Here is a 12,906-nt window from a genome sequence, read left to right as displayed (position 1 = left end):
GGAGACGACAATGAAACAATTGTTGACCACAGGAAGTGCAATCGCTCTAGCGGGCTGCCTCGTTGCAACCGCGACTCCGGCCTGGGCCAAGGACATAACCATACAAATGGCTGCACCGGATTGGGGCCCAACCCGGTTCATGCAAGAATATGCGAACAAGACTTACAAATCTCCGTCAGGCAACAATGTCACGTTGGCCATCGATTTCATTCCCTGGCCGAGCTTCTACGAGCGCGTTGCTGCGTCCATGGCCTCCGGGGAAGAGAAGTATCAACTGGTCGTTTCCGACAGTCAGTGGATCGGCACATTCATCGAAGGCGGCCAGTTTTTGAAACTGAACGACCGTATTGCCGCAGACCAGGAACTTGCCGCCATCCTGCAGGATGTCCATCCGGCGCTGACCGAAGCTTATGCAACCTATCCCTACAAATCCGACAACATCTATGGCTTCCCGCAAATGCCGGATACCAAGGTTGTTTCCTTCCGCACCGACCTGTTTTGTCATGAGGGAGAAGCTTCGGCATTCAAGGAAAAATTCGATAAGAAATTGCCTTGCACCTACGAAGACTGGGTCGAAGTAGACTGGGACACCTGGGGCAATATTGGTGAATTCTTCATGCGTAAGTCGGGTGATACGCTTGCAGGTGAAACGCTGACTGAAGATTTTTACGGTATCGCTTACCAAGCCGGCAAAGGATACGACTTCTCATCTGGACAGATCAACGCTTTCATCTGGCAGGGCGGCGCCTCGATTTGGGACGAATCCGATCAGCCGAATGCCCAGGCCGTCGGTGTGGTCAACTCCGATGAGGCGGTCGCCGCCTTCCAGAAATATCTCGACCTGCTGCAATATTCACCACCGGTCTGGAAAACAGGTCAGATGGATATCTTCCAGATCAACGATCTGTATCTGCAGGGCAAGATCGCGGCCATCATCAACTGGAACGCGCTTTCGTCTGCCGCGGTCAATCCCGAGGTGTCCAAGGTTGCTGACAAGACCGCCTATGCGATGCCTCCCGGTACAATTGATGCCAACGGTGAGATGGTCCGTTGGGACAATATCGGCGGTCAGCCCTTTGTGCTGACAACATGGAACTCCGATGAAGTTGTCGATGAGGCATTGAATGTCGTGAAATGGTGGCTGTCCAAGGACACCCAGGAGGCGTTTGCCTTTAACGGGGGGACCGCAGCCATTAAAAGCGTGATGAATGCGCCCGGTTACAACGACTTCAAACCCTGGAACCGCGCTCACGTCGAGCTTCTTCCTTGGCAGAAAGATTTCTGGCATGTGCCTGAATTCTTCGAGCTGCTGACACAGCAACAGGAGGAATTCGATAAGGCAATCACCGGTCAGAAAACGGCCAAGGAAGCACTCGATTCGATTGCCGCGTTCCAGCAGGATCTTTTGACTGAAGCCGGCCGTATCGACTGACTTCAGCTGCAAACACTTCTTCCTCCAGCGACCGGGGGGCGACGGCAATCGGCTGCCGCCTCCCACGCCGTCAAACGGGATGGCGATCAGGCGGTGCCGAGCCGCACTGCAAGGACGGACTTTATGACGAATTTTCTGCAATGGCTGATGGACCCGAAACGAAGAGGTGCGCTTCTTGTCACCCCTGCAATCGTTTTGCTGTTCGTCATGAACATCTTTCCGTTGATGTGGTCGTTCGGTCTGAGTTTCTTCCACTACAAGGCATCGTCCCTGAAACCACCACGTTTTGCGGGCCTCTACTACTATGAAAAGGTTCTCAGTGACCCGGTGGTCTGGGAACGGTTTCAGACAACCGCAATCATCGTTACCGCCAGCGTGCTGATGCAGATGGTGATCGGATTTGGCTTGGCGCTACTGTTTGCAAAAAAGTTTCCGCTGCGCCGTGAGATCATGATGCTGGTCCTCACTCCCATGATGCTGTCGTTCGTCGCGGTGGGTGTCTTCTTCAAGCTCTTTTATGAGCCGACTTTTGGATTGCTGTCCCAGGCAGTCATGTACTTCACTGGCGAGCCGTTCGGTCTTCTGGCCACGCAAACAGGCGCAATCATGGGAATTGTCATCGCTGATGCCTGGATGTGGTCACCCTTTGTCATGCTGCTGGTCTTGGCGGGTCTCGTTAGCGTTCCGGACTATCTTTATGAGGCTGCCGAAGTTGACCGGGCAACGCCATGGCTACGCTTCAAGACAGTTACCTTTCCTTATGTGAAGGGCTTGCTGCTGTTGGCCCTTCTCTTCAGGACGATCGAAACTTTCAAGCTGTTTGATGTGGTTTACATCATCACAAATGGTGGACCCGGTTCGTCCACGGAGACCATCGCTGTTTATGTCTACCGGATGGCCTTCCAATTCTTCAAGACCAGCCAATCGTCAGCCCTTTCCTACATCTTGCTGTTCGTCGTGATCGTGCTGACAAACCTCTATCTCTACTTCGTCAATCGGCGAGAACGGGAGGCCTGATCGATGGCAGCCAAGACACGGAAAAGGCGCGCGATCCGCGAAGCCGGATGGGGCAGAACGCTTGTTGCCGGTGCTATAGGTCTTGTCTATTTCGCACCGGTCCTTTGGATCGTCCTGACGGCCTTCAAGACAAGGCAGGACGCCTTGGCAACCCCTCCGAAACTGTTCTTCCAGCCCACTCTGGAAAACTTCGTGCGCGTTTTTTACCGGGTGACGACAGATGGCGAGCAACTGTCGACCGGTATGGGCCTCTATTTCTTCAATTCCATGTTCGTTGCCGGCGCCGGTGTATTTCTGGCGACCGTCATCGGCACGCTCGCAGCTTATGGCTTTTCCCGGTACCCGCTGCGCGGCAATGATACCTACCTGTTTGTCATTCTAACAACTCGCATGCTCCCCCCGATCGTCGTGATCGTTCCGATCTTCCTCATGTTCCGTGTCACAGGACTGTCTGGCGGTTATGTCGGGATCATTCTGCTGTATGCCATGTTCAACCTGGCTTTCTCGGTCTGGATGATGAAGAGTTTCTTTGATGAACTTTCGCCAGATGTTGAAGACGCTGCCCGGCTAGACGGTGCAAGCGACCTGACAGTGTTCTTCAAGATTTGTCTGCCGCAACTGAAAGCAGGACTGGCGGCAACCGTCGTCTTTGCGTTGATCCTGACCTGGAACGAATTCCTGTTCGCCCTGCTGCTGACCGGGAACGACACCCGAACGGTGCCGGTTGCGATGGCCCGTGCCATGGGAGGGCAGCTGGGTGTGGACTGGGGGCTGTTGGCGGCGATCATCACGCTGTTTCTGATCCCCATCTTCATCTTCACCTACATCTTGCAGAACCATCTCCTGCGTGGCGTCACCTTCGGCACGGTCAAGAAGTAGGAGCGGACAGATGGGACAGATCAGAATTGAAAACCTCACCAAGCGTTTCGGCGGTCTCACAGCTGTGAGTGATGTTGAGATGACCATCGAAGATGGTGAGGTCCTGTGCCTTCTCGGACCGTCGGGATGCGGCAAGACGACGACGTTGCGCATGATTGCCGGATTGCAACAGGAAACCGAGGGCGACATTCATATCGGCAACACGCGGGTCAATCACTTGCCGCCATCCGAGCGCGACATTGCCATGGTGTTCCAGTTCTACGCGCTTTATCCAACTTTGACCGTTGCAGAGAACATCGCCTTTCCGTTGCGATCCATTCGAATGGGCTCAGTGGAAATCGACGCCCAGGTAAACTCGGTCATGACGGCACTGCAGCTTCACGACGTTGCCAACCGGCGGCCTGGGCAGCTCGGTGAAGGCGAGAAACAGCGGGTGGCCGTCGCGCGCGCCATCGTCAGGGACCCAAACTGCTTTCTTTTCGATGAGCCGCTGAGCCGGTTGGACATCACCTTGCGAGAACAGATGCGCGGTGAAATCAAAGAGATCCTGACCGGTCTTTCCAAGGCAACGGTAATTGTTACGCATGACCAGCTCGAGGCTCTTACCATGGCGGACCGGATCGCTGTCATGCGCGCGGGGCGGGTTGAGCAAATCGCGACGCCACACGAGATCTTTAATCGACCGGCAAATCTCTTTGTCGCCGGGTTCATAGGCACGCCTTCCATGAATCTCCTTCAAGCAACTTTCTGTGCCACCAAAGATGGCAAGGCGGGCTTCAGCGCGTTCGACCAGCTCTTTTTGAAAGAGGCAGGGCCGCTCGGTAGCGGATTGAATCTGGGATCCAAAGTGACCTTGGGTATCCGGCCGCGGGCGTTTCAATTGCGCGACTATGGAAGTGAAGACGGCATTTCCGTTGAGATCGAACTGATCGAACCAATGGGAGCCGAGACCTTGCTGCATGCCCGTACACAAGGTGCAGATATTCGGGTCGTGGTCGACAGAAGCCACAAGGTGAAAGTCGGCGAACGGATGAACCTTGCTCCCAAACCGGGCCAGACACTTGTTTTCGACCAGAATGAACAATTGGTGATGTCATGAGTTCACAAACACAAAAGGGCATGACGGCCGCGCGGGCCCGCAGGCTGGAGTTTGCGATCATCGGTCTCTGTGTCGTGGCGCTGGTTTCCATCTTCCAGCCGTTCAGCCATCTGCTGTTTTCGGCAGGTTGCGTAGGCGTCGTCGTGGCTGGCCTTGCATTCAACCTGATGCCATTTTGCAGGCCCGGGGTCAGTCTCGCCAAGGTCGGGCAGGTTGCGGTGATCGTTCTGGTCATATTTGCGGTCGTTGTGGCTCTGGCGCTCGCTTCCGCCTGGGGATACAGCCTGTATCTCAAGAGCTGACAACGGCTCGGCCTCAAAGGAGCTTTATCGTGAGGACGCGAAAGCTCCTTATCTTTGGCTCTACAACGGAAGCATCCTCGGACCGGAAATCCGATTGAAGGCCGGAGAACGTGTCAAAGTACGTCTTAAGAACAATAGGGAGCGGCTGTACGTGCGCCGCGTGAAATTGAAGATTAAGGCAGTGATCGCAGTTGGACCGGTAATCTCGGCCCAATGCAGTCACTTTTGTATTTGCTGGTGTTGGATGCTCCTAGCGTCCTCATTTAAGACGTTTGCCGCGTTGAAGCCTGACCACGAATGAAGACAATCATTAGGGACGCAGAAAAATTTCGGGAACGGCGGATTCCCGACCTTCGCTGCAGGGTGAGCGAATGTCCGGTTTTCGGTTCTAGCATTTGAGGGCACAGCCTGCCCCAATGGACTTTAGAACACCCGGGCGGGTGCTTATGGACTGAACGTGAAAGTGTCTTGTTGGAGCTCAGGATGATCACGGACAGTCATCAGCTCAGCAATCATGCAGGGAAACAACTGTCAGAAATTTAGCGCTTGAGTCCGAGATTTGCGATGATGTCTGCTTCAAGCTGTGTCTCGATAAGATGCACCGCCTTTTGGAAATCGGCGATCGGAACCGGGGGAGAGAAGTAATTGCCCTGGATGCAGTGACATCCGATCTCAAAAACAGTGCCCAGCGCTGTAAAGTCTTCTATCCCCTCCGCAACGGTTTGTGCGCCAATTTCCTCAGATAGCCTCTTTATCAGGCGGATCACGGGCACGGAGGTCGGCAACGTGTCGATGAAAGACTTGTCGATCTTAATGCAGCTGATCGGAAACTTGGAAATATAAGCAAGATTGGAATAGCCAGTTCCAAAATCATCAACTGCGATTTTGAAGCCAAGAGCAGTTATGCTGCGAAGCCGCTCGGCGACGCGGTCCTGATCTTCTGCTAAAACAGATTCAGTGATCTCCAGTTGCAAGGAATCATTCTTCAAATCGGGATGTTGCGCGTGCGATGACAAGGTAGCTATAAAGCCGTCGTCAAGAAACTGCCGCGGTGACACGTTCAGCGACAATCCGATTTTCAGCCCCGACTTGAGCCAGCGTTTCACCAATTCACAGCTTTGTTCAAGAACAAAGTGGTCCAGCACGTCGATAAGGCCTGTTTCTTCACAAACACCGATGAAATCAACCGGCATCAAGAGACCACGTTCGGGATGGCGCCACCTAGCAAGCGCTTCTGCGCTAATGACCTTACCCGAACAAAGATCCACACAGGGTTGAACATGGAGTTCGAATTCCCCGTGCTCAAACGCTGATGCGAGCTCCGCCTCAGCCTGTAGCCGCTGATCAGCAATCCGACCCATTTGCTCAGTGTAAATTGAAGATCTATTGCGACCCAGCCGTTTGGATTCGTAAAGCGCAACGTCCGCATGGCGCACGTATTTCGCGCAATGACTGTCATGGGCAGGGATCACAGACACCCCGATACTGGTCGTGACCTCAATCTTGTTGTTCTTGTAAAAAAACGGCTGACAAACAGTTTTCTGAATTTGATCGACACGGCCTCTCACCTGCGCTGGTATATCCGTGCCGGAGAGCAGAATAACAAACTCGTCTCCGCCGACTCGTGCCAGGAGGTCGGCTTCTGTGAGGCATGCCTTTATCCGTTCCGAAACGACAACGAGCAGCCGATCTCCCGCTTCATGACCATACTTATCGTTTGTCTGCTTGAATCTATCCAAGTCCAAATAAAGAAGTGCAATCGGCAAATTCCTTTGCTGGCTGCCAAGGAATTCCAGATGTCTTTGAAAAAAGGCACGGTTATAACAATCGGTCGTTTGGTCTTTGTCCGCAAGATAGGATGCTCGATCTCTGGCGTGTTTCAGTTCGGTTACGTCAATGGCTGTAACCAGAGTTGCAGGTCCTCCGGTGGCTGCATCCCGGCAATTCTTGAAGGACATGTCATGCCAGGCCAACCCCGCGTCTGACTTGATCTGCAACACTCGGCGCGCCTCTCCGCGCAACTCTAATTCGCTCAAGATTGAGTCATAATCAGAGGAATTGACAAAAACATCCGGCAGGTGAGTTTTCTCCGAACGCCAAGTGTTTCTGGCTGCCGGATTCATGTAAAGTTCCCGGCCAGTCTTCGTAAATAGGGAAATCATGACGTCGGTGTGCAATAGCGCTTCGGCACTTCTCAACGTCTCTGGAGCGTCTTCAGCTATTCCTCTCGCTTCACACAACATGGCGATGCGCCCGTCTGGAAGCCGATATCCAGTGTAGACCACATCGACAGAGACGGGCTCTTCATGTGGATACAACGTCCAGAGTTCCTTGAATGTCGTATCGTTCTCGATAAAGCCGGACTGGTACTGTTTAAGCCGCTTTGCGACTGTGGTTGACATGTCTATCGACATATCACGGGCCGCAAGTTCCGCTTCTGTTTCCGCTTTCCAAAGACGTAAGGCGGCAGCATTCGCCATAATGTTCCGGCAGTTATCAATGTCATAGACCCAAACGGCATGGGTCAAACGCCTCGCAAGATCAAAAGGCTCCTTGAATTCCGGAGTTTTTCCAATTGGCGATGAGAAGGGAACGACCGATGGCTCTTGGTCTTCCGTAGCGTCATTCATGAATGCCGGCTCTCAGTTTCTTGTGCAGGCGTCAAACCTAGCGTTCATTAGTCTGAGGAGGCGGTCAAGTATCTCAGTCTTTTAACCTTACCAACATCGTACCTCACAGCAATCGGTGAGTTGACCGGAACCTCAGTAACGCTCGACGTGGTCGACGAATTTGAGGCGGGTTGGCCGGGAAGATCTGCGGTACGGTCAACGCAACGAACCGTTACGGGGCCCAGACCGGCCAGAGGTTCTTTTTGCAGGCGACATGAAGACCGGTGATCGTTACTTGGTAATCGCCTTCACATTGATCGCAATGGGGTATGGCCCGGCTTTGGCCAATGGCGATATTTTCTCATCGATAACTGCCCAACTAGTACGCTGCTTCGAGGAGCCTGATTGAGGCAGTTTTGGGTATGTAATCGGGGTCGAGACGTTTGTTGTTCTACCTCCGCTTTGCGCTTCCTTTTTGGATATTCCTCAGTTTTGGCCGCTGCCCCGAATGTAGACAATCATCGGGATAGCAGTGAAATCATAGATTAAAAGGGAAGCGGCCGTTTTTGGCGGATTGAACAAAAATCTGCTCAATAGTTGTACGTACGCAGACAGATTGACGGCTCTTATGCTACGGGTTTCTGGAGCGCTCGAAGCGCAAAGAACTTGGTAAGAAGCTGCCAGTATAGCCAGCGATTTCCGGGAATGGCCTCAGATGCACAAACATGACATATCCTCCTGGACGCATGACCATGTCTTCGGTCAAGACAAAGTGCGTCCCGGAGAACGACGGACGCTCATCATCGTTCTGGTGACAGCGGTGTTTATGGTCGTGGAAATTGTTGCCGGGCTTTACTACGGCTCAATGGCCTTGCTTGCGGATGGACTCCACATGGCAAGCCACGCAGCCGCCTTGGGGATCAGTGTTGCCGCGTATGTTTATGCTAGGCGGTATGCAAGTGATCGGCGTTTCTCCTTCGGAACCGGCAAGGTCAACAGCCTGGCAGCATTCGCGAGCGCGATCCTTCTGGGCGGATTTGCTGTTGTAATGGTCGTGGAGAGCATAGAGCGCCTTTTCAATCCAGTCGCGATCAGCTTCGATCAAGCGATCCTCGTGGCTGTGCTGGGTTTAGCCGTAAACGGCGCGAGCGCCTGGCTCTTGGCTTCTACGCCTCATCATCATCACGGGCACGATCATGGACACGGCCACGGTCATCATCATCACCATAACCATCACCACCATGGGCATGACCATCATTATGATCATGAAGAGGGTGAGAAGGTCTCCGAAGTCCATAGAGACCACAACCTGCGCGCCGCCTACCTTCACGTCCTTGCCGATGCGCTGACTTCCTTACTCGCGATCCTCGCATTGCTGGCAGGAAAATATGCCGGTGCTGCCTGGCTCGACCCGATCATGGGCATCCTTGGAGCCGTTCTGGTTGCTCATTGGTCGATTGGGCTTTTGCGTATGTCAGCCAAAGTGTTGTTGGATTGGCAGGTAGAAGAGTCGAAAATCGAGAAACTGCACAGTGCGTTACTCGCAGATGACAACGACCGGATCGCAGACATGCACGTTTGGTCTATTGGGCAAAGCCAGTATGCCGCTGAGGTCGTTATTATTAGTGACACCCCACGCAGTCCGCAACATTACAAAGCGCTGATCCCGGACGACATGGACATCGTGCATGTGAGCCTGGAAGTCCACCGCTGCGGGGAATTGAAACAGGCTGCTTAAGGACGGACCTTTGACTACTCGTCAGGGGTGCCTCGCGCACTTATGAAAGAGCGCGAGGCATTTGATTTTAGTCGCTGCGGACAATGCCGCTGTACTCACCGCGCATATTCAGCGTTACCGTAACTGCTGATTTGTCGCGGTTCCGCCAGAACCAGCCATGGTCGCCAGCGAATGGTGTTGTGAAGCTTCCATCACCGGATATTTTGCCGCGACCCTTTTCATAAGTCACATTCTCTCCGCCCGCATGGGCGTGCAGATCAAAGTTGATCCGTCCGCCTTCGGCTGCCCAGACATAAGTCAGCGTCGCGCCTTTCTTCATGGTTGCCTTGATCTCGGTGTAGGCGCCGGGCTCAAGAGTGAAGGTCACTTCATCGGTCCATGCCTCTTGCGCATGAGCAGCCGTTACGAAAAAGCCGAATACACCGTTGATCAGGGACGACGATCCCTCTGCGCCGTGAAGCTTTCCATCTTCTGCCGCTTCTCTGGCAAGCTGTTGCTTGATCTCACCCATTTCGGTGAGGCCAAGAACACTGCCCACTCCGGTAGGATCAATCCCATACTCGGCTGGCAAGTAGACCATGACGCCAATTGCAGCAGCACCGACGGCGGCAACAATCGACATGCGGCGAAGTTGCCGATTGCTCGGCAAGTCTTCGGGTTTTGGTTGGGGTGCGTTGTACATTGCTCTCTCCAATCACGAGGTGCTGGCGATGTAACCGGCGATCTGCTGGTAGGTTAACAGCACGCCGAGAAAAACCATGATGATGTTTGCGATTTTAGCCTGATGCAGGAAATTCGGGCTTTTGCGCCAGTACCCCATGACTATGAGGATCACGAATAGAGCCAGAAGCTGGCCAATCTCGACGCCCACATTGAATGCGAGCAGATTGGAGAGCAAACCATCTTGGGGGATGTTGTATTCCAGGATTTTCGAGGCCAAACCGGTGCCGTGGAACAATCCAAAGATGAGCGTCGCGGCCTTGGTATTCGGCTGGAAACCCAACCATTTTTGGAAAGCGCCGAGATTGTCGAGCGCCTTATAAACCACGGATAGGCCGATGATAGCATCAATAATGTAGGCATTGATGCCCCAGCCATACCAGACCCCAAGCAGCATGGTGACAGAGTGGCCCAGAGCAAACAAGCTGACATAGAGCGCGACATCCTTCATCCGGTAGAGGAAGAAGATGACCCCCAAAAGGAAGAGGATGTGGTCGTATCCCGTGACCATGTGTTTGGCCCCGAGATAAATGAACGGGATGATGTGAACACCCCAGATTTCCTGGATGTAGCCCGCGTCGCCGGGGGTGACATCATGCGCAGCAGCAGTCTGTACCCCTGCGGCGAAAAACAGGAACGAGAGTGATAAGGCAACACTCAAGGCATGCGACAGCCTTGTGTGACCTTTGAATGAATAAGGCTTCATTAGGTCCTTCCAAGTGAATAACTGATTTCTGATTGGCCCGAAACGGGTGATCAGTCAGACCCTTGGAGGGCGCTCCAGCGGAAAAACGAGAGCAGACGTCGCGTCGCTGACGGGCAGCCGCCAGGATGATTTGTCAAAAACTTCCGGTGATTTCGGAGCTGGTTTTACAAGCACAGCGGAGTTGTGATCATGATCCGCCAAATCGTGCTGGTGGCCGTGCATGGCCCAAAGCAGATCAATCTCTATTCCATGAGAATGGCCGTGGTCTTCGATCATCTCAAGATGATCCTGCACGGTATCCAGAAACTTTGGCGTATGGGAGGCCGCTGGAACAGTCGTCCAGATACACAGGCAAACGCATATAAGCCCCGCCAGGATTCTCTGCCAGACTGACTGTTTTTGGACCTTCATCCGGTTCAAAACGGTTTCCTGTTCACGTCAAAATTCCCGAAAAGGAATCACACATTCGCCAAAGAGTTTCGAGTAGGCAAGAAATAAGGCCAAACGACGAAGGATGGCAAACGGTAGCATTGGAAGGCAATCCATAGGCCCGCAATTCTTGAAACCACACTCATTGCAGAAGATCGCGGCTTGCGAAAAGAATAATCAACACGCCAGCGACGGCATCAAGCGCTCGAGATAGGTGTCGCAACCCTCCACCTCTGCGCGACAAAAAGTTCAGGAGTATCTGGCGTCCCAGCACAGCAACGACAGCGACCAGCCCAAGCGTAAGAGCAATACCGATCAGCATCGATCCGGCAAATACAAGTCCAGCTTCCGGAACTCCACGCGACAGGGCTGCCACAACAACAAACAAAGTCAAAGGGCAGGGCACAAGACCGGCCGTCAATGCGACCCCTAATCCCTCGTGACGGTTCTCGTTTCGCTTTTTCCGTAACGCCCGGAAAAGAAGCCAGACACCAATTCCAATCAAAAGAACAGGGCTTAGCAGCTCGAGAGCCGGGGCTCGTCCACCACCGACAAAAGACCGCTCCATCAGATGAACCGCGACGAAGGCAATCAAAACTGCCGTGACAACGTGTGTGGCTTCCAAGACCGTTGAGATCGAAAGAGCACGAAAAAATCCGTTGTCAGTTCCAGCGACATAGCTTGCCAAAATGCTCTTACCATGTCCTGGTGGTTCCCCTGTGTCAGAAGATCCAGCGGAGCCACCAGGACAAGTCAAACACCATGAACACGCCTATGTAGATCAGCGTGGCAAAAACGGCCAAACCCGCCACTATGCAAAAGATGTCGATGGCGAACTCATGGAACCAAGATTGGGCACCATATTCCGGCTCATCTCTGCGCGTTACCTCAGGTTCCGGGCGTCTGAGGGCTGTCGGCTCCACATCCGAAGCACCGGAGGGGAAAGCATCATGTCGACGCCTGACTTGTTCGTTCATCGGTGTGGGAGTGTTGGCGTCAGGCCGGGCGCGGTCGATAAAAAGCATAGATAGCGCAAGAATGGCGAAGACCCCGGTTGCCTCGAAATACACGTCCGGCCCGTGTGGACCTCGCAGGGTCTCCGGAAAAAGCATCGGTGCCATAGCAGACAAGACTGTATAGCAGTATGTCACGATGGCCAGGACAGCGATAGTTCCGCCCAAAAGACCGATCCTTGCCGCATGGCGGTCCCGGAAACGGCGAATTGCCTGTATGCTAAGCCAGCTTGCGATCGGGGTAATGAGGATAAGTTCAGCCCAATGAACTGCCGCCGGTCCAAACCACTTCACCCAAGATAGACCGGCAAGGTCTCCCAATTCCAGAACAAGAACAGGGAGCATTGCGGGGAGTATCCAGCGAGCACCTGCGTTGATCTTGAAGAAATGATTATGCCAAAGTTTAAACATCGAAGGTGCTGTACCCAAATACCTTATCTCCCCCGGAGGTGGCCAAACGCTATCCGCGTTCACAGAACGTTGGATGCTCTAGGACGACGGTACCCCATCCGAGTCTGACGGAGCTGTTTCGCTGGATGGAGCCACCATGTCTGCCGGTGATTGGTACGGAACAATCGCGGCGATACGGTAGCTGCCATTTTCGCTTATGGTCAGCATCAGGGTCACAGACATTCCAGGTTCAAGGCTGGGTGTTACCTGCACAAAGGGAGCGAGAGGCAGATCCATGGTCATGGCCGGCCAGCCGATTTCCGGGATAGGGTCGTGGGTCACATTGGCCGTGCCATCGCCGAGGGAGTTGACGACTGCCTTTGTGTGGACAGCTCCCTCCATCTGCTCGACGTTCATCGCCATGTTGGAATGGTCCATTCCGGAATGATCCGAACCGTGTTTGGAGTCGGCAATGGCCGCAGGGGCGGTGCTGGCTGCCACAATGGTTGCAAGTGCCAGGTTTTTGATCAGTTTCATGGAGTTTCCTTTCTCATATACAGGATTTGATCAAA

At 53.6% G+C, this 12,906-nt stretch carries 14 protein-coding genes; 8 read left to right on the top strand and 6 right to left on the bottom strand.

The features are described 5' to 3' along the window. The first annotated feature begins 10 nt into the window (after nucleotides 1–10). The 6 genes from ACOOFE_RS16395 to ACOOFE_RS16370 all read left to right on the top strand — a co-directional run bounded on the left by ACOOFE_RS16395 (nucleotide 11) and on the right by ACOOFE_RS16370 (nucleotide 5,030). Nucleotides 11–1,432, top strand: a complete 1,422-nt coding sequence (locus tag ACOOFE_RS16395; RefSeq protein WP_420411042.1) for an ABC transporter substrate-binding protein — start codon at nucleotides 11–13, stop codon at nucleotides 1,430–1,432. Nucleotides 1,433–1,555: 123 nt separating this feature from the next. Further along, entirely contained in the window at nucleotides 1,556–2,449 is an 894-nt protein-coding gene (locus tag ACOOFE_RS16390; RefSeq protein WP_141187285.1) for a carbohydrate ABC transporter permease, read from the top strand. A 3-nt stretch (nucleotides 2,450–2,452) separates the two neighbouring features. Further along, nucleotides 2,453–3,328, top strand: coding sequence for a carbohydrate ABC transporter permease (locus ACOOFE_RS16385; RefSeq protein ID WP_420411041.1), 876 nt, complete (start codon nucleotides 2,453–2,455; stop codon nucleotides 3,326–3,328). A gap of 10 nt (nucleotides 3,329–3,338) precedes the next feature. Continuing rightward, on the top strand, nucleotides 3,339–4,427 hold the full coding sequence (locus ACOOFE_RS16380) for an ABC transporter ATP-binding protein (protein ID WP_420411040.1): 1,089 nt from the start codon (nucleotides 3,339–3,341) through the stop codon (nucleotides 4,425–4,427). Beyond that, nucleotides 4,424–4,729, top strand: a complete 306-nt coding sequence (locus ACOOFE_RS16375) for a hypothetical protein (RefSeq protein ID WP_420411039.1) — start codon at nucleotides 4,424–4,426, stop codon at nucleotides 4,727–4,729. Before ACOOFE_RS16380 ends, ACOOFE_RS16375 begins: the two co-directional genes overlap by 4 nt. Further along, complete coding sequence (locus ACOOFE_RS16370; RefSeq protein WP_420411038.1) at nucleotides 4,665–5,030, top strand: multicopper oxidase domain-containing protein; 366 nt, start codon at nucleotides 4,665–4,667, stop codon at nucleotides 5,028–5,030. The genes ACOOFE_RS16375 and ACOOFE_RS16370 overlap by 65 nt, the downstream gene beginning before the upstream one ends. A 238-nt stretch (nucleotides 5,031–5,268) precedes the next feature. Here the strand turns inward: ACOOFE_RS16370 and ACOOFE_RS16365 are convergent, their stop codons facing one another. Beyond that, complete coding sequence (locus ACOOFE_RS16365) at nucleotides 5,269–7,359, bottom strand: putative bifunctional diguanylate cyclase/phosphodiesterase (protein ID WP_420411037.1); 2,091 nt, start codon at nucleotides 7,357–7,359, stop codon at nucleotides 5,269–5,271. A 694-nt stretch (nucleotides 7,360–8,053) separates the two neighbouring features. Between ACOOFE_RS16365 and dmeF the strand changes: the two genes are divergently transcribed. Further along, entirely contained in the window at nucleotides 8,054–9,076 is a 1,023-nt protein-coding gene (dmeF, locus tag ACOOFE_RS16360; protein ID WP_420411036.1) for a CDF family Co(II)/Ni(II) efflux transporter DmeF, read from the top strand. Between the two features lie 67 nt (nucleotides 9,077–9,143). Here dmeF and ACOOFE_RS16355 read toward each other — a convergent pair whose 3' ends face one another. Both ACOOFE_RS16355 and ACOOFE_RS16350 read right to left on the bottom strand, forming a co-directional pair. Beyond that, a complete protein-coding gene (locus ACOOFE_RS16355) occupies nucleotides 9,144–9,758 on the bottom strand; it encodes a transmembrane anchor protein (protein WP_420411035.1) in 615 nt (204 codons plus the stop codon). A 12-nt stretch (nucleotides 9,759–9,770) separates the two neighbouring features. Then, nucleotides 9,771–10,502, bottom strand: coding sequence for a HupE/UreJ family protein (locus tag ACOOFE_RS16350; protein WP_420411034.1), 732 nt, complete (start codon nucleotides 10,500–10,502; stop codon nucleotides 9,771–9,773). Between the two features lie 189 nt (nucleotides 10,503–10,691). On the opposite strand from ACOOFE_RS16350, the gene ACOOFE_RS16345 reads away from it, so the two are divergent. Beyond that, nucleotides 10,692–10,895: a hypothetical protein gene (locus ACOOFE_RS16345; RefSeq protein WP_420411033.1), complete on the top strand. Its 204-nt coding sequence runs from the start codon at nucleotides 10,692–10,694 to the stop codon at nucleotides 10,893–10,895. 178 nt (nucleotides 10,896–11,073) lie between these two features. On the opposite strand, the gene ACOOFE_RS16340 is transcribed toward ACOOFE_RS16345, so the two are convergent. The 3 genes from ACOOFE_RS16340 to ACOOFE_RS16330 form a co-directional block, all read right to left on the bottom strand. Next, nucleotides 11,074–11,619, bottom strand: coding sequence for an ABC transporter permease (locus tag ACOOFE_RS16340; protein ID WP_420411032.1), 546 nt, complete (start codon nucleotides 11,617–11,619; stop codon nucleotides 11,074–11,076). 34 nt (nucleotides 11,620–11,653) lie between these two features. Continuing rightward, nucleotides 11,654–12,289 carry a hypothetical protein gene (locus tag ACOOFE_RS16335; RefSeq protein WP_420411031.1) on the bottom strand — a complete coding sequence of 212 codons (636 nt, stop codon included), beginning with the start codon at nucleotides 12,287–12,289 and terminating at the stop codon, nucleotides 11,654–11,656. Nucleotides 12,290–12,433: 144 nt separating this feature from the next. Beyond that, on the bottom strand, nucleotides 12,434–12,871 hold the full coding sequence (locus ACOOFE_RS16330; RefSeq protein WP_420411030.1) for a copper-binding protein: 438 nt from the start codon (nucleotides 12,869–12,871) through the stop codon (nucleotides 12,434–12,436). Nucleotides 12,872–12,906 lie beyond the last annotated feature (35 nt).

It is taken from the genome of Roseibium sp. (genome assembly GCF_965216085.1).
Classification (GTDB): Bacteria; Pseudomonadota; Alphaproteobacteria; order Rhizobiales; family Stappiaceae; genus Roseibium.
Note: the sequence above shows the minus strand (reverse complement) of the source record. Positions and strands in the feature narration are given on the sequence as shown.

What these genes read in the sequence shown, in the direction of transcription:
- ACOOFE_RS16395 (WP_420411042.1), top strand. Translation starts at nt 11, where the DNA reads ATGAAACAATTGTTGACCACAGGAAGTGCAATCGCTCTAGCGGGCTGC.
- ACOOFE_RS16390 (WP_141187285.1), top strand. Translation starts at nt 1,556, where the DNA reads ATGACGAATTTTCTGCAATGGCTGATGGACCCGAAACGAAGAGGTGCG.
- ACOOFE_RS16385 (WP_420411041.1), top strand. Translation starts at nt 2,453, where the DNA reads ATGGCAGCCAAGACACGGAAAAGGCGCGCGATCCGCGAAGCCGGATGG.
- ACOOFE_RS16380 (WP_420411040.1), top strand. Translation starts at nt 3,339, where the DNA reads ATGGGACAGATCAGAATTGAAAACCTCACCAAGCGTTTCGGCGGTCTC.
- ACOOFE_RS16375 (WP_420411039.1), top strand. Translation starts at nt 4,424, where the DNA reads ATGAGTTCACAAACACAAAAGGGCATGACGGCCGCGCGGGCCCGCAGG.
- ACOOFE_RS16365 (WP_420411037.1), bottom strand. Translation starts at nt 7,359, where the DNA reads ATGAATGACGCTACGGAAGACCAAGAGCCATCGGTCGTTCCCTTCTCA.
- dmeF (WP_420411036.1), top strand. Translation starts at nt 8,054, where the DNA reads ATGCACAAACATGACATATCCTCCTGGACGCATGACCATGTCTTCGGT.
- ACOOFE_RS16355 (WP_420411035.1), bottom strand. Translation starts at nt 9,758, where the DNA reads ATGTACAACGCACCCCAACCAAAACCCGAAGACTTGCCGAGCAATCGG.
- ACOOFE_RS16350 (WP_420411034.1), bottom strand. Translation starts at nt 10,502, where the DNA reads ATGAAGCCTTATTCATTCAAAGGTCACACAAGGCTGTCGCATGCCTTG.
- ACOOFE_RS16345 (WP_420411033.1), top strand. Translation starts at nt 10,692, where the DNA reads ATGATCCGCCAAATCGTGCTGGTGGCCGTGCATGGCCCAAAGCAGATC.
- ACOOFE_RS16335 (WP_420411031.1), bottom strand. Translation starts at nt 12,289, where the DNA reads ATGCTCCCTGTTCTTGTTCTGGAATTGGGAGACCTTGCCGGTCTATCT.
- ACOOFE_RS16330 (WP_420411030.1), bottom strand. Translation starts at nt 12,871, where the DNA reads ATGAAACTGATCAAAAACCTGGCACTTGCAACCATTGTGGCAGCCAGC.